This window comes from Pontimicrobium sp. MEBiC01747 (genome assembly GCF_053601635.1).
In genome coordinates, this window is record NZ_JBSHNS010000514.1 from 1 (window position 1) to 16,729 (window position 16,729).

At 33.7% G+C, this 16,729-nt stretch carries 14 protein-coding genes and 1 pseudogene; 13 read left to right on the top strand and 2 right to left on the bottom strand.

Annotated elements, in window-relative coordinates:
• From ACVC2P_RS16655 to ACVC2P_RS16715, 13 genes and pseudogenes are all read left to right on the top strand, one after another.
• Positions 1-208 (top strand): annotated as a pseudogene (locus ACVC2P_RS16655) (DUF2064 domain-containing protein); the annotation flags it as partial.
• Between the two features lie 95 nt (positions 209-303).
• Entirely contained in the window at positions 304-3,495 is a 3,192-nt protein-coding gene (locus ACVC2P_RS16660) for a SusC/RagA family TonB-linked outer membrane protein (protein ID WP_452599584.1), read from the top strand.
• A gap of 8 nt (positions 3,496-3,503) precedes the next feature.
• Complete coding sequence (locus ACVC2P_RS16665) at positions 3,504-4,949, top strand: SusD/RagB family nutrient-binding outer membrane lipoprotein (RefSeq protein WP_452599585.1); 1,446 nt, start codon at positions 3,504-3,506, stop codon at positions 4,947-4,949.
• A gap of 54 nt (positions 4,950-5,003) precedes the next feature.
• On the top strand, positions 5,004-6,338 hold the full coding sequence (locus tag ACVC2P_RS16670; protein WP_452599586.1) for a sodium:solute symporter: 1,335 nt from the start codon (positions 5,004-5,006) through the stop codon (positions 6,336-6,338).
• Complete coding sequence (locus ACVC2P_RS16675; protein ID WP_452599587.1) at positions 6,323-7,150, top strand: metallophosphoesterase family protein; 828 nt, start codon at positions 6,323-6,325, stop codon at positions 7,148-7,150. Before ACVC2P_RS16670 ends, ACVC2P_RS16675 begins: the two co-directional genes overlap by 16 nt.
• 56 nt (positions 7,151-7,206) lie before the next feature.
• Positions 7,207-7,740, top strand: coding sequence for a rhodanese-like domain-containing protein (locus ACVC2P_RS16680; RefSeq protein WP_452599588.1), 534 nt, complete (start codon positions 7,207-7,209; stop codon positions 7,738-7,740).
• Between the two features lie 31 nt (positions 7,741-7,771).
• The gene (locus tag ACVC2P_RS16685) at positions 7,772-8,386 is read left to right on the top strand and encodes a TIGR04282 family arsenosugar biosynthesis glycosyltransferase (RefSeq protein ID WP_452599589.1); all 615 of its coding nucleotides are present in this window, start codon (positions 7,772-7,774) and stop codon (positions 8,384-8,386) included.
• A 69-nt stretch (positions 8,387-8,455) separates the two neighbouring features.
• Positions 8,456-9,178: a DM13 domain-containing protein gene (locus ACVC2P_RS16690; RefSeq protein WP_452599590.1), complete on the top strand. Its 723-nt coding sequence runs from the start codon at positions 8,456-8,458 to the stop codon at positions 9,176-9,178.
• A 17-nt stretch (positions 9,179-9,195) separates the two neighbouring features.
• On the top strand, positions 9,196-10,008 hold the full coding sequence (locus ACVC2P_RS16695) for a purine-nucleoside phosphorylase (RefSeq protein WP_452599591.1): 813 nt from the start codon (positions 9,196-9,198) through the stop codon (positions 10,006-10,008).
• A 63-nt stretch (positions 10,009-10,071) separates the two neighbouring features.
• Positions 10,072-11,040, top strand: coding sequence for an arsenosugar biosynthesis arsenite methyltransferase ArsM (gene arsM, locus ACVC2P_RS16700; protein WP_452599592.1), 969 nt, complete (start codon positions 10,072-10,074; stop codon positions 11,038-11,040).
• Between the two features lie 385 nt (positions 11,041-11,425).
• On the top strand, positions 11,426-12,307 hold the full coding sequence (locus ACVC2P_RS16705) for a sterol desaturase family protein (protein WP_452599593.1): 882 nt from the start codon (positions 11,426-11,428) through the stop codon (positions 12,305-12,307).
• 45 nt (positions 12,308-12,352) lie between these two features.
• Positions 12,353-13,255: a DUF547 domain-containing protein gene (locus tag ACVC2P_RS16710; RefSeq protein ID WP_452599594.1), complete on the top strand. Its 903-nt coding sequence runs from the start codon at positions 12,353-12,355 to the stop codon at positions 13,253-13,255.
• A gap of 28 nt (positions 13,256-13,283) precedes the next feature.
• Positions 13,284-13,982: a TIGR04283 family arsenosugar biosynthesis glycosyltransferase gene (locus tag ACVC2P_RS16715; RefSeq protein ID WP_452599595.1), complete on the top strand. Its 699-nt coding sequence runs from the start codon at positions 13,284-13,286 to the stop codon at positions 13,980-13,982.
• Positions 13,983-14,341: 359 nt separating this feature from the next.
• On the opposite strand, the gene ACVC2P_RS16720 is transcribed toward ACVC2P_RS16715, so the two are convergent.
• Both ACVC2P_RS16720 and ACVC2P_RS16725 read right to left on the bottom strand, forming a co-directional pair.
• Positions 14,342-14,953 (bottom strand): hypothetical protein, encoded by a 612-nt coding sequence (locus ACVC2P_RS16720; RefSeq protein ID WP_452599596.1) that lies wholly within the window; start codon positions 14,951-14,953, stop codon positions 14,342-14,344.
• A gap of 252 nt (positions 14,954-15,205) precedes the next feature.
• Entirely contained in the window at positions 15,206-16,654 is a 1,449-nt protein-coding gene (locus tag ACVC2P_RS16725) for a nicotinate phosphoribosyltransferase (RefSeq protein ID WP_452599597.1), read from the bottom strand.
• Positions 16,655-16,729: the final 75 nt, after the last annotated feature.

The following is a 16,729-nucleotide window of genomic DNA, read 5'->3' on the forward strand; positions in this document are numbered from 1 at the left end:
GCTAGAAACATTATCGGATATCGATTCCGTTTCAGATGCGAAAGCAATTCTTAACAGCCATAAAACACTATCTATTGCTGTAAAAGTAATATTACTATCTATTACTGCTTCAAAAAAAGAAGATCACAAACAAGATGAAGGTATTACTAATCGTCATGTTAACAAACTATACTACAACAAAGGCTCTCCTTTAGTACTTTATACATAGCCTAACAAACAAGCTATTTAAGTACAGTTAAATAGTTATTGTCCGTTTTAAACCTTCGGCTGTACCCGAGAACACACACTTTTATTTTTATATAAATGAAACACATTTACTTGTGTGCACTATTACTAATATCTAGTTATAGCTTTGCACAAATTACTATTACTGGTACTGTTACCGGTGCTATTGATGGCGAAACATTACCCTTTGTAAACATTTCAACTAAAGACCAACAAGGTACTATTACAGATGATGATGGTAAGTACACTATAGAAGTTACATCTACAGAAGATCAATTACAATTCTCGTACCTTGGTTATAAAACACAAACCATAACTGTAGGAAACCAAACCACTATAAATATTAAATTAATAGAAGACACCTCTAGTTTAGACGAAATTGTTATTACAGCTTTAGGTTTAGAGCGCGATACTAAAGAGTTAGGCTACGTTGTACAAAGCATAAAAGCAAAAAACGTAAACGAAGTTAAAGCCGTTAACTTTTTAGACAACTTATCTGGTAAACTTGCAGGCGTTACAATTTCTCAAGGCGCAACAGGCGTAGGCTCTTCTTCTAAAATAACCATTCGTGGCGAAGCCTCTTTCTCTAACAACAATCCACTATTTGTAGTAGATGGAATCCCTATAAACAACAACACCGTATTTAACTTTACTAACGAAGCAGCAGCAGGATTTCAAGAAGTCGATTTTGGTAATGGTGCTATGGAAGTTAATGCAGACGACATTGAAGAAGTCTCTGTATTAAAAGGGCCAAGTGCAGCCGCTCTATATGGCTCTAGAGCATCAAACGGTGTAATTATTATAAAAACAAAAGATGGTAAAAAATCTAAAGGTTTAGGTATTAGCATTAACACCTCTGTATTTATAGATTCTGCGTTTAGATTACCAGAGTTTCAAAACTCTTACGGACAAGGACAATCTGGAGCATTCGAGTTTGTAGATGGCCTTGGTGGTGGAACTAGTGATAATATTACTTATTCTTGGGGACCAAGATTAGACGCAGGTATTTTTATCCCTCAGTTTGATAGCCCAGTTGTTTTACCAAACGGCACCACTGTGCGTGGAGGAGATACAGCTTTATATAGCGGCAACCCTATTACACCAACCGAATTACGATCTAACCCAGACAATCTAAAAGACTTTTACAAAACAGGAGTAACAACTATAAATAATATTGCTATTTCTGATGCGTTCGACACTGGAGATTATCGTTTATCGTTTACCGATTTACGGAGCGAATCCATAATACCTGGTGTAAATTTAGACAGACAAACCGTCTCTGCTAAATTAAATTTTCAACCTACCGAAAAAACCACCTTTTCGTCGGCTATTACTTATACAAACTCAAGTAGCGATAACAGACCTTCTAATGGCTACGGAAGCGAAAATGTAAATTATTCGTTAGTAGCTTGGGGGCCTCGCTCGTTAAACATTGATAGTTTAAGAGACTACTGGCAACCAGGATTAGAAGGTGTACAACAATACTCTTTTAACTATACCTTTTTCGACAACCCTTTCTTTATATTGCAAGAAAACAGAAACTCGTTCGAGCGTGATCGTATTTTTGGAAACATCGTCTTAAAACATGATTTCACAGACCATTTAAGTTTACAAATACGAACAGGAATGGATTATTCTTCGGAAAAAAGACAACTCCGCAGAGCCTTTTCTAGTAACCGCTTTCAAAATGGAGGTTACGCAGAACACGATGTGTTTTTTAGAGAAATTAATACCGATTTCTTATTAAACTATAACAATCAATTTGGAGATTTTAGTTTAGACTTCTCATTAGGAGGCAATCGTTTAGACCAAAAAGCATCTACAAAACAATCGCAAACCGTAAACTTAGCGCAACCTGGTATTTACAACTTAAATAATGCGGCATCACCTATTGAAGTCTTTCAATTTGAATCTCAAAAACGCATTAACTCTTTCTATGGTATCGCAAAGTTAGGCTACAAAAATGTCTTGTTTTTAGATATTACAGGACGTAACGATTGGTCTAGTGCGTTAGCCACACCTTTCTCTGTAGATAACACCTCATTCTTTTATCCATCTGTCTCTACAAGTTTCGTACTATCTAATGCTACAGAGTTGCCAGATGTTATTTCATTTGCAAAATTAAGAGCCAGTGTAGCACAAGTTGGTAACGATACTAATCCATACCAAACCACAGGAGCCTTTGTATCTCAAACCCCATTTAACGGGCAACCAACATTTAGCGACCAAAACTTTATCCCTAACGCGAATTTAAGGCCAGAAAGTACAACATCGTACGAGTTTGGTGCCGATTTACGCTTCTTTAAAGACCGTTTTAAGTTCGATATCACCTATTACAATGCCACCACAAAAGATCAAATTATATCATTACCAATACCTATTTCCTCGGGTTATGAACAACAAGTCGTTAATGGTGGAAAAGTAAAATCTAGAGGATTAGAAATTATAACAGGTATTACCCCTATTAAAACAGATAACTTCACCTGGAATACAACCTTTAACTTTGCAACCAATAAAGCGACCATAGAAGAACTCCCACAAAACGACGGCCGTTTAACCTTAGCCTATAGTAGAATTTACAATAGCCAAAACCAAACGGTTTGGTTTCAAGTAGAAGAAGGCGGACAAATTGGAGACTTTTACGGAACTGGCTATTTAAAAAATGAAAACGGACAATTTATAATAGATGAAAACGGACGTTACATTGCAGATAATAATCTACAAAAACTAGGAAACTATAATCCAGATTTTACTTTGGGATGGAATAACGATTTCCGCTATAAAAACTGGAGTGCTAGCTTTTTATTCGATTGGAGACAAGGAGGAGAAATAGTATCTAGAACACGAGCTTTAGGAAACGTAGGCGGACAATTAGCAGAAACAGAATTTAGACCCGAAGAAGGGATTATTGCAGAAGGTGTAACACAATCCGGGCAACCGAATACAGTAGCCGTATCTGCCGAAAGTTATTACAGACAGTTTTACGACAGAAACCATGAAGAAAATAACGTTTACGATGCATCGTATTTAAAATTACGCCAATTCTCTATTGGTTACGACTTTACATTAAAAGAAGGCTTTTTAGGTTTAAAAGACGGCGGAAACATTAATCTGTCTTTAATAGGAAGAAACCTATTTGCTATTACAGAAAACCCACATTTCGATCCAGAACAATTAGCTGTACAAGGTACAGGGTTTATAAGTGGTGTAGAAGATATGAGTTATGCAACGTCTCGTAGTTTCGGGCTCAAAGCAAGTTTAAATTTTTAAGTTAAAATATGAAAAAAATAATATACCTATTCAGTTTTATAACACTTGTACTAGCAAGTAGCTGTACAAAGGATTTTGAAGACATAAATACCAACCCCAATGCTCCAAACAGCGTACAACCCAGCCTATTATTACGTCAAGTAATATACGATTTTGGTGAACAAATGAGTTACGAAGGCTTTGTTGCTGGCGATTTGCTATCGCAACACAGAACCGCTTTAGACTTTAATTTATTCGATCGTCACGCCCTTAAATCACCACAATTAGGAGGAAACCCTTGGCCTATATTTTATACTAATTTACGCGATAACGAGATCATTTTAAAACAATCAAGAAGCTCACAAACTTTTGCTGTTTACGAAGGGCCTGCATTAATTTTAAAAGCCTATATGGCAGCCGGATTAACCGATTTATTTGGAGATGTCCCATATTTTCAAGCCTTTAATGGCGTTAACGGTACCGTAACACCTGCTTACGATTCGCAAGAATCTATTTATTTAAACGATAATGGTATTATAGACAACTTAAACAAAGGTATTGAAGCCATTACTAATTATACCCAAACCATTCCGCTAGAAGGTGATATTTTGTTTCATGGCGATTTACAGGCTTGGATAAAATTTGCAAATGCATTAAAAATTAAACAACTGTTACGTATTTCAGATAAAGCAGATGTTGCTAACGATTTACAAGCCATTTATTCTGAAGGTAATTTCATTACATCAAATACTGAAAATGCCATTTTCAATTTTACAAACACAGACCCAAACAGTTTCAGGTTAGCACAATTAAGAATTGGAGATTTTAACAATTTCGTCTTATCTGAAACTATGGAAGATATTTTAACCCATTTAAATGATTCGAGAATTGAAACCTTTTTTAAACCATTTGCTAATGCTACAACAGAAGCATATAATGGATTATTAAACGGTGTAGATGCGACATCAACCTCTGTGTTATTAGCAGACTACTCCTTAGCAGGAAGCGCATTTAGAGAAGACACCTCTGTATTAGATGCTAATTTTATAACCTCATGGGAAGTCCATTTTGCATTAGCAGAAGCTGCCGAAAAAGGGTTAATTACAGCTAACGCACAAGAATTATATGAAACTGGAGTACAACACGCTTTCGAGTATTGGCAAACCGAAATGCCTGCTAATTATTTATCTGGAAACGCTGCTTTTAATGCCGCTGGTACAACACCATTAGAACAAATAATTACTCAAAAATGGATTGCAAATTTAATTAATGGTTACGAAGGTTGGGTAGAATACCGTAGGACAGGTTTTCCAGAATTTAGAGCCATTTCAGCAAGTTTAAATAACAATTTAATACCTGTAAGAATGCCTTACCCAGCAGAAGAAGCCGCATTAAACGCACAAAATTACAACCAAGCAGCAAGCGCAACCAACGATAACAGTATTAACTTTCCTGTTTGGTGGGATGAAAATTAGTAATAAGTAAAAGCAGATTTTAACCTGTGTAGGAATGACAAAACGATAGAATACATGACAACAGAAGTATGGCAATGGGTTTTAGTAGTAGGTTCAAGTTTAATCTTGTTTCTACTCTCTCCTCTTGCAAAAACACCTGATGCTTTTTTTAAGGCAAACCATAACAAAAAAGCACCTAATGTTTTAGTACTAACAGGAAGTTTAATCATTTCATGGATTTTTGCAAAAAGTATTACTAATGCCGCTAATTTAGGATTAGCGTTTGGCGTAGTTGGTGGTGTAGCTTATGCTGGCTATTATTTAAGTTTTGCTATTGCAGGTATACTCATTTATAAACTAAGAACAAAAGGAGGTTTTAATAGCATACACGAATTTCTAACTAGTAAATATGGCAAACAAGCTGTGTCGTTATTTACTATTTTAATAGTGTTTCGTTTATTTAACGAGGTTTGGAGCAACACTATGGTTATTGGCTCGTATTTTGGAGCGCAAGGAAGTTCGTCATATTATACTGCCATTTTAGTATTCACACTATTAACCTTAGGTTATGCCTTAAAAGGAGGGCTAAGCAGTTCTATTTTTACAGACGTTATACAAATGGTACTCTTTTCTATTTTACTCATTGTTATTTTAGGTAATGTATTTTCAGTAGAAAACTTTAGCGTAAAAGATGTTGCTGTATCAGGAACTTGGAGTTTTAGTTTAGGGTTAAACTTATTATTTGCAGCCATCATTCAGTCGTTTAGCTATCCGTTTCATGATCCTGTTTTAACCGATCGCGCCTTTATAAGTTCGCCAAAAGTCACTTTAAAAAGTTTTCTTTGGGCGAGTATATTAGGGGGTATTTGTATTGTGTTATTTAGTATTATTGGCGTTTATGCGCAATCGCAAGACTTTAAAGGTCAAGCTGCTGTAGAAGTTGGCAAAGCCTTTGGTGTAGTTATATTATTAGTTATTAATTTTATAATGATAACCTCAGCAGCTTCTACACTAGATTCAACATTTTCATCATTTTCAAAATTATTAGCAGTAGATTTAAATTTAGGAAAAAACTTAACTTTTGGACGTTTAGCAATGGTAGCTATTGCCGTTTTAGGAACGATTCCTATTTTCTTTGGTGCCGAAATTTTATCGGCAACGACCATATCTGGAACTATGGTAATTGGCTTAACACCTATATTTTTATTCTGGAATGTAAGTGTCCCAAAAATTAGCTTTTACCTTAGTATTATCTGCGGATTAGTTTTTGGGTTTTTATTAGTTTTTAAAGCCTTTCCAGAAGCACTTATTTTTACAACAGGAAAATATGCCGATTTACTTTGGGTTAACGTTTGGGGCATTTTTAGCTGTATCATTTTATATTTTATACCAAAATGGATAAAACAATAACAGATTTAGGAACACTAACAGGTAAAGTGCTTCTTTTTGGAGGCGTTTATAGCAATTTACAAGCTTTAGAAGCATTAAAAGCAGTTGCCGAAAAACACAATATACCTCCAGAGAATTGTATCTGTACAGGAGATATTGTAGGCTATTGCGCACAGCCTGAAGAAACAGTCCAGCTTTTTAAACTATGGAAAGCTAATAGTATTTTAGGTAATGTAGAAGTTCAGCTTATTGAAGGTGCAGACGATTGTGGTTGCGATTTTACCGAAGGCTCTCGTTGCGATGGGTTTTCAAAATTGTGGTACCCTTACGCACAGAGTCAATTAACAAACGCTTCAATTAATCATCTTAAAACATTTTCAGACCATATAACATTTCAATATGCTAACAAAAAAGTAACTGTAGTACATGGGGCGTATTCCAATATTTCAGAATTCATTTTTAAATCTACCGATTGGTCTTTAAAAGCGCCAAATTTTATAACTACAGATAGCGATGTTATTGTTGCTGGACATTGCGGTTTACCTTTTAACCATGAAGAAGACGGTAAACTTTGGTTAAACCCTGGCGTTATTGGCATGCCTGCAAACGATGGGTCTCCAAAAGTTTGGTATGCCATTTTAGAAGACACTAATAACGAATTGAAATATAAACACCATAATCTCGACTATAACTACAAGTTAACCAACAGTTTAATGAAAAACGGTTTGTTACCCGAAGAATACGCTAGAACCATAGTTACTGGCATTTGGGATAATACCGAAATTTTGCCTGCCGTAGAAAGTGGTTTGCAAGGCTTTGGAATTACATTATAAACTATTACTTTAGAAAGTATAGATTAAAGTTTTTTTAGACACATAAAAACAATTAGATGAAATATATCCTTATTCTACTTTTTGCCTGTTTTACAACACAAGTCATTGCTCAAAAAAACATTGACGAATTACTGAAACAATATAACGACAATGGCGTACCTTATATTACAGCTGAAGAATTAGCGATGCCAAAAACGAAAGCTATTATTTTAGATTCTCGTGAACCTAACGAATATAAAGTAAGCCACATTAAAGGGTCTACCTGTGTAGGTTACGATAATTTTAATATCGATTCTATACAAAAACAATATCCTAATAAAGATGAAAAAATAGTGGTGTACTGTTCTTTAGGTATTCGTTCGGAAACTGTTGGCGAAAAATTAAAAGCAGCAGGATATACTAATGTTTATAATCTGTACGGCGGTATTTTTGAATGGAAAAACAAAGATTTTACAATTATAGATTCAGAAGAAAAAGAGACTAATCAAGTACATACATTTAATAAAGATTGGAGTAAATGGCTAAAAAAAGGCCAAAAAGTTTACGAAGAACCTACAGAAACGCCTTCAACTAAAAAAGATAAAAAATAAATACGCTTCTTATTAATAGCAAATAAAACAAATGGCATTACAATCTAAAAACTTAATCATAACCTTTACTAGAAACCCAGAATTAGGTAAAGTAAAATCTCGTTTAGCCAAAAGTATTGGAGAACAAGGCGCTTTAGATGTTTATATTAAATTATTAGAGCATACCGAAAATGTGTTAAAACAAATAGATTGCGATAAGGCCGTTTACTATTCTGTAAAAGTTAGGGATAATGACCTTTGGGATGCTTCAATCTTTAAAAAATACCAACAATTTGGAGACGATTTAGGTGTTCGTATGGAAAATGCATTTAAAAAAGGCTTTGAAGACGGCTACGATAACATAGTAATTGTTGGTAGCGATTTATACGATTTATCACCAAAACATATTAACGATGCTTTTAAGGCATTGAACACTCACGATAATGTTATTGGTCCCGCAGAAGATGGCGGATACTATTTATTGGGGATGAAAACACTACATCCATCGGTCTTTAAAATAGAGAATTGGGGTACCGAAACGGTGTATAAACAAACTATTTCGAAATTAAATGATAATAATGTGTATGTTTTAGAAACACTTAACGACATAGATTATGTCGAGGACTTAAAGCCATATAATATATTTAAGTCTTACACTCAAAAATAAATAAAACTGTGGATCTACTTTAGTGTTGATGCCGCATTTTATGTGTTATAATAAACTAAAACAAATATTATGAAAACAAAACTACTTTTTTTAGCAATTTTAGTTGCTACCTCTTTTCAATTTATAAATGCTCAATGTGGTCGATCTGGTTCGTTTGTACAAAGCGATCCTGCCTATAGTATTAGTGGAACAGGAAACATTACATTTACTACAGGCGGTGATAAAAATGTTATTTTCGAATCTGATTTTGCTACTGTACAAGGAGCCGATTTAAGAGTTTACCTATCAAAAACAGATGATATACTAGCATCTGGGTCTGAGGCTATAGAAGTTTCTACTTCTGCACTTGAAAATGATGGTGGTGGTTTTGGAGGCCCAGGAGTATCACCTATTACAGGAATGAAAACATTTCCAATTCCTGCTTCTGTAGAATTAAACGATTTTAACTATATCGTTATTCAATGTATTGTAATTAACGAACGTTGGGGACATGTTGCTTTAGGTTCTACCGGAGGTCCAGATTGTTTTGTTTTAAGTGTAGATGAAAATACATTAAAGCAATCTGTTACACTATCTCCTAATCCTGCTAACGAGCAATTTGAAGTGCGTAACAATAACCAACTACCTTTATCTATAGCACTTTATGACATTTTAGGAAACAAAGTTAAATCTGTGAAAAACTCACAATTAAAAAAGCAGCCATTTTCTTTATCTGGTTTAAATTCTGGTGTATATTTAGTCGAAATTAAAAGTGACGATCAGAGAATAGTTAAAAAACTGATTAAGCGCTAACTAACGCTAAACATAATATGCAAAAATTAATAAACGAAACTACTACTTATTTACAAACTAAAGGTTTTGACTCACCAGAAATAGGAATAATATTAGGAACAGGATTAGGATTACTAACCCAAGAAATAGAGGTTATAGAAGAAGTTAATTATAATGATATTCCAAACTTTCCAACAGCTACAGTAGAGTTTCATAAAGGTAAATTAATTTATGGCATATTAGCAGACAAAAAAGTTATTGTAATGCAAGGGCGTTTTCATTTATATGAAGGCTACTCATTACAAGAAGTTACCTATCCAGTACGTATTATGGAAAAACTAGGAATAAACACTTTACTAGTTTCCAATGCTGCAGGAGCAATAAACTTGAACTTTAAAAAAGGTGAACTTATGCTTATTGAAGACCATATAAATCTTCAAGGCAGTTCGCCTTTAGCTTTTAAAGGTGTAGAAAATTTAGGAGAACGCTTTACAGATATGAGCGCACCGTATAACCTCCACATAAATAGTATTTTTAAAAGTATTGCAAAATCTAATAACATTATGCTTCATGAAGGCGTATATGCTAGTGTTGTTGGACCTCAATTAGAAACGAGAGCTGAATATAGAATGCTTAAAATTATTGGAGCAGATGCTGTAGGCATGAGTACCGTTCCAGAAATAATAGTTGCTAATCATTTAAATTTAAAAACTGCTGCCATTTCTGTGTTAACAGACGAATGCGATCCAGATAATTTAAAACCTGTAGACATTAGTGAAATTATTGCTATGGCAACTAAAGCAGAGCCAAATATGATTACACTTTTTAAGGCTTTAATAAAACAATTATAAGCCTAACAGACCACTCCTTTATCATTTATTGTATTGTATAGAGAAGATTATTAAAATTAAGATATGAGTTATTTAGACGCTACACACGATGTATATAAAGAAGCAGCCTTGACGCCAGATGTTGGGTTATGCTGCACTACTAATCCTATTTGGGAGTTACCGGGTTTAAAAATCCCTAGAATAATGCAAGAGATGAATTATGGTTGCGGAAGCACCGTACATGCAAGAGACTTAACTAATAACCCAAAAATGCTATATGTTGGTGTTGGTGGCGGTATGGAATTACTGCAATTTTCATATTTTAATCGCCAAAAAGGAGGTGTTGTTGGTATTGATGTTGTAGATGAAATGTTAGAAGCGTCTAGAAAAAACTTTATAGAAGCAGAAGCGCAAAACCCGTGGTTTAAAAGTGAATTTGTTGATCTAAAAAAAGGAGATGCAATGCATCTTCCTGTAGAAGATAATAGTATTGATGTTGCTGCACAAAATTGCTTATTTAATATTTTTAAAGCAGACGATTTAAAGAAAGCAATAGCCGAAATGTATCGCGTTCTAAAGCCACACGGCCGCTTAGTAATGAGCGATCCTACTTGCGAGCAACCTATGAATGATGAATTACGTAATGATGATAGATTACGTGCATTATGTTTAAGTGGTAGTTTGCCAATAGCCGAATATGTAAAAGCATTAACAGATGCTGGATTTGGTACTGTAGAAATTAGAGCACGTAAACCATACCGTATTTTAGACCCTAAAAACTATCCTACTGACGAGTTGATTTATATAGAATCTATTGAAGTTGCTGCTATAAAAGATCCGATGCCTGCAGATGGGCCGTGTATTTTTACTGGTAAAGCAGCTATTTATTATGGAGATGAAGACTTTTTTGATGACAAGCAAGGCCATGTTTTATTAAAAAACCAGCCATTAGCTATTTGCGATAAAACAGCCGCTGCATTGCAAGCTTTAGGAAGAGACGATATTTATTTTTCTGAATCTACTTTCCATTACGATGGAGGTGGTTGTTGTTAAACAATAAAACTTATATAAAAAAGAAAGAGGCTGTTTAAAAAGTAACATTTTTCGACTAACCGAACTTGATTCGGTTTCTCATAACAACTAAAAATTAGTTTAATGAGATTCTAAACTAAATTCAGAATGCCGCTTTTAAGGCTGCTACTTTCTTTTTTAATATTAAATTCTTTTTTACTTCCTGCATGTTTTCTAGCTTATAGCAATGGTGTTAACAATAATTTTAAAGACCTAATATTAAATACCTATTTAAGACGTGTATTTTAAAAAAGTAGTTTGGTAACTCAGTTCACATTCATCGAGTAATCCATTCATTTTTTATTATTCACTGAATATTATATAATATGTTATTTTTAATATAACTTTACTAAATATAGACACAGCTATGGATAAATACGTAGATATAGTTACAAGCTCCTATACGAATTACTGGAACTATCTTAAAAATGAAATTATAACTATTAATCATTGGGATAATTATTTCTACGGCTTAATTATTATTTCCATTCTAGTTTGGGGTTTAGAAATTATATTTCCATGGCGTAAAAAACAATCTATTTTTAGAAAAGACTTCTGGCTAGATACGTTTTATATGTTTTTTAATTTTTTCATTTTAAATTTAATTATACTCGTCGCTTTATCTGACACTACTGCAGCGCTTTTTAATGATTTATTGCAACATATTGGTCTGTCCATTTCTAATTTTCAGTTATTTGACGTTGACAATTTACCATTAGGGTTAGGCTTATTTATCTTTTTTATAATTAGCGATTTCACTCAATGGAATACACACCGTTTATTACACCGTTTTACATTTTTGTGGAATTTTCATAAAGTTCACCATAGTGTAAAAGAGATGGGGTTTGCAGCGCATTTACGTTACCATTGGATGGAGCCTATTGTATATAAATCTATGTTATATGTACCCATTGCAATAATTGGAGGGTTCGATGCTCAACACGTTGCTATTGTACACTTCTTTGCAATTACTATTGGACATATAAATCATGCCAATTTAGGTTGGGATTATGGGGCTTTAAAATACATTTTTAACAACCCTAAAATGCATATCTGGCATCATGCCAAAGATTTACCTAAACATGTAAGTTATGGTGTTAATTACGGACTAACTTTAAGTATTTGGGATTATTTGTTTAAAACAAATTACATTCCGCACAATGGCAGAGATATAGAACTTGGATTTGAAGGAGACGAAACCTTCCCTAAAGACTTTGTAAGTCAGGAGCTATATCCTTTAAAAAAATAATACAATGTAAACTAGTCTATTAGACTTAAACAAAAATTTTGTTAAATGAAAAACACAGTAGTTATTCTATTTATATTATTCCTATTAACTTCTTGTGGCAGTACAAAACGTACCGTTAATGCCTCCCAAACAGATACAACAGAAGTTGTTCTTGTTAAAGAAACCCCCGCAACACCAGAGACGCAAAATACTACTAGTACAGAACCTATTGAACCTTCTGTTATTACAGAAACACCAACGTCAATAGAGTCTCAAACTACTAAAGAAGAAGAAGAAGAAAAAGAAGTCATTGAAACAACTAAAGCAGGTTTTAACCATAGTGCATGGAATACGCTATTACAACACTATGTTACCAATACAGGTAATGTAAATTATAAAGGATTAAAAAGTAATAGAAAAGCGCTTACAAACTACATACATACTTTAGGAGACAATATGCCAAATAATACATGGTCTAAAGCAGAGAAAATAGCCTATTGGATAAATGCATATAATGCTATGACTGTGGATTTAATTATTAGAAACTATCCAATAGAAAGTATTAAAGATATTAATAACCCGTGGGAACAAAGGTTATGGAAATTGGGTAACAAGTGGTATAATTTAGATGAAATAGAGCATCAAATATTACGAAAAATGGACGAACCGCGTATTCATTTTGGTATCGTTTGCGCTTCTTTTTCTTGCCCTAAACTATTGAATGAAGCCTTTACAGCATCCCGTTTAGAAAACCAATTAACTAGAGCTACCAAAGAGTTTTTAAAAGATCCTAAACGCAATAACATATCGGCAAACACTATTAAATTATCTAAAATATTTAAATGGTTTGCTAAAGATTTTAAAACAGAAGGTTCGCTTATAGATTTTTTAAACAAATATTCGGATATTACCATCTCTAAAAATGCTAAAAAAAGCTTTAAAGATTATAACTGGAGCTTAAATAACTAAATTAACCTAGTAGACGTTATAATAGTTAATGAAAGATAATATATCCGTTATAATTCCTGTTTTAAATGAAGCAGAGACTATAGAAACCCTTCTTAATCATTTAATCGATAATGCATCATTACAAGCTATTTCTGAAATTATTGTAGTCGATGGCGGTAGTACAGATGATACAATTAATATCATTAAAAAATTAGATCTTAAAATAGTTTTACTCAACTCTAAAAAGGGACGTGCGAAACAGATGAATATTGGTGCAAAAGCAGCAAAAGGTAATATTTTATATTTTTTACATGCAGATTCTTTTCCGCCTAATAGATATGACCAGTATATTATAGATGAAGTTCAAAAAGGGCATCTTGCTGGTTGTTTTAGGCTACAGTTTGATAATAACCACTGGTGGCTTCGCTTGGCTAGTTGGTTAACTCAGTTTTCATGGCGTGCTTGTCGTGGTGGAGACCAAAGCCAGTTTATTACCAAAGCATTATTTAACGACATTGGCGGTTTCGATGAATCTTATGTAATCTACGAAGACAATATTTTAATTAACGAATTGTACAAACGTAAACAGTTTGTTGTTATTAATAAAAAAATTAAAACCTCAGCACGTTTATACGAGCGACACGGTGTTTGGAAACTACAGTACCACTTCTGGGCTATTTATGTAAAAAAATGGTTTGGTGCTTCTGCTAACGATTTATACAACTACTATTTAAAGCACATTGCTTAATTACAAGTTTATTTTTAAAGCTAAATTAGGTGCACGGTCCTGTGAAAACCCCGCAGTAAATTTTATTTTTTGATTTCTAAAAGGGAGAACTTATACTTTATAGCAAAATCTAACCTATAATAATCGTCTAGCCGCTTACTAGATATAGCGCGCTGTAATTAATAGTAATATTATCGCCGTTATTTCCATAAAACTTAGAGGCTGCATAAAAGTGAAAAAATCGTCAAACCGAACTTGATTCGGTTTCTCATAACCATTTAAAATGGGTTTAATGAGATTCTAAAATAAATTCAAAATGACACTTTTAATACTTTTATACAGCCTCCTTTTTTATTAATTAATAATATAAACACTAACTACTAAAAGAACGAATCTGTTCTATTATCAAAATTATATATTCCGCCTCCTAACAAAACACGAAATGGAGGAATACCTACAAGTATTACTTTTTTACCTCTAAACCATGTTTTATCGCATAAAATTACGCTTCCTGGAACGATACACTGCCAAGACGATGCACGGTTGCGTTTACTAGAAGTTAAATTAAACGGAACGGTTGTAACCGAAAGAAAACCTGTTAGGTTACCATCCCATAAAATACCACTTGTTGCTTTAGAATACTCCGTATTAGCACTATATTTTTCTTTTAAATGTGCTGTATACTCTTCTTCTACATCTGCTCGTGTTAAATCTAATGTTTTTGAATATTCTAATTCTTCTTGTAGCAGTTTTATTTTATTTATTGCCCCTTTAGACCAAGATGCTTCTTTATAATCTGCCTCTATTGTAGCTAATGCTTCATCTAAAGATTGTACTGTAAATGTTTGGTCTTTTTCTAAAATATGCACTACTACTTCTTCACTTTCTAACGTTGTGTTAGGTACTTGATCTACTTCCTCTTTATCGCAACTACTAAATAGTACTGATAATGAAAGAAACGCTACTGTTAACATTCTGGTTTTTAATTTCATAATTATTGATTTTTTTGTTCTTACTCTATTATTATTGGTTTTTCAGATACCACCATTTACTTATATATAGCCTTAACCTTATATCTGTTACCCATAAAAGAGTGCTTATTTCAAAAAAAAGCGCATTTACATATAAAAAGTCCTCATTTGAAACGTTTTAAACATTTTCAAATGAGGACTTTTTGAATATATCACCTTAAATATCTGCTTACATAAAAAGCAATAGTGTGGTTATGTAAATATATTAATACATTACTTTATTCTTTTTCTAATAGATTGTAGCGTATCGTCTATAAGTAGTTCTCCATCTCTGTAGACTTCTTTTAATTCGCCTTGCTGCTCTTCTTCCCAAGAGACTTGGTCTATTAATTTATAACTGTTATTTTCTTTTACAATTTTAATTAAACCTTTGGCAGATTTTTTTGTACCATCGTCTGTAATTGGGTCTTTATATATTTCTCGCCCTTCTCCATTAACTTCTCCATAGGTTGCTTTCATTGCAAAACCAAAAGTGTCTCTGGTATTGTATTGGTATGTAAATGAGCCAATCCCTAAAACGACATTTGTAGAGGCGAATCCGTTTTGTTTTAAGCGCTCGCAAATTTGCGTCGCACGTTCTAAGGTGATGCTGTCTCCGTAAATAGCACCGATATGTGCATCTAATTCTTTGTAACCTTTTGTATTTGTTGTACCTCCAAAGGTATCCCATAGTAATTGAATAACGCCTTTGCGTTCTTCTTCGGTTTTACCGTTAGGGTTTCCACAAATAATGTCTACTGGATCTCCACTATCTGGTCTAATCACTACTTTACCGTCTCTTGCGAGTACTTCGTTTTTAAGGTTTGGTAGATACTCTGTAAGTACTTTCCATAAATCCCAAGTATCGGACACTATAGAGACAATACCATTTGGGTAGACTTCTGTTATTAAACGCTTAAAGGTGTCTTGTTCGCCTGTATTGGTTCCCATACACATCACAGAATGTTCTGTCGCGGCTACCGAACCGCCTACTAATTCGGTGTCTGAATTAGCATTGTAATAGGTTTCTAAAAAGTCGATAGTGGGTATGGTATCGGTTCCCGTAAAGCTTAATAGGTGTCCTGCTGCCGAGAGTATTGCCGATTCCAATCCGCCCATGCCTCGCATAGAAAAATCATGCCCTTGCCAGTCTACAAATTCTGGAACGGATGATGTTTCTGCTGCATAGGTATCTAAAATGCTTCTGTATTGTTTTGCTATGGTTGCCGAGTTACATGGTAACCACAAGGTTGTCGATAAAATAGTTTCGAAGTAATTAGTGAGCCAAAAGAACTCGTCTTTTGTATTGTACATGGTTAACATAGGTACACGAATAGGAACAGACACGCCTTCTGGCAGTGCTTTTATTACCATTGGTAAATAGCCTAAATCGTGTAAGTCTTCTATGTGCTTAATACCAACTTTGTTTTCGCCTAAATAGTTATTAATGCGTCTTGAATAGTTTTTACATACCTCAGCTTTGTCTTTAGCAAAGAAATTGGTATTGAAGTCTTCGATAATGTACTTTTTTATAAAGTATTGCAAACCGAAAAACACAACGTTGTCTACGCCTTCTATTCTGCTTTTTCTTGGCGTCCAGTTAGAATAGACTAATGTAGTTTGGTTTGGGTATTGTCTTCTGTGGTCTACTTTGTAGCCATCTGTATATAGTAGTGGGTTCATATGAATAGAAATTGTTTTTTAATTTAAATATTGAATTGCTTTATCTATAGTATTAAAAAAAGGAGTATTATATTT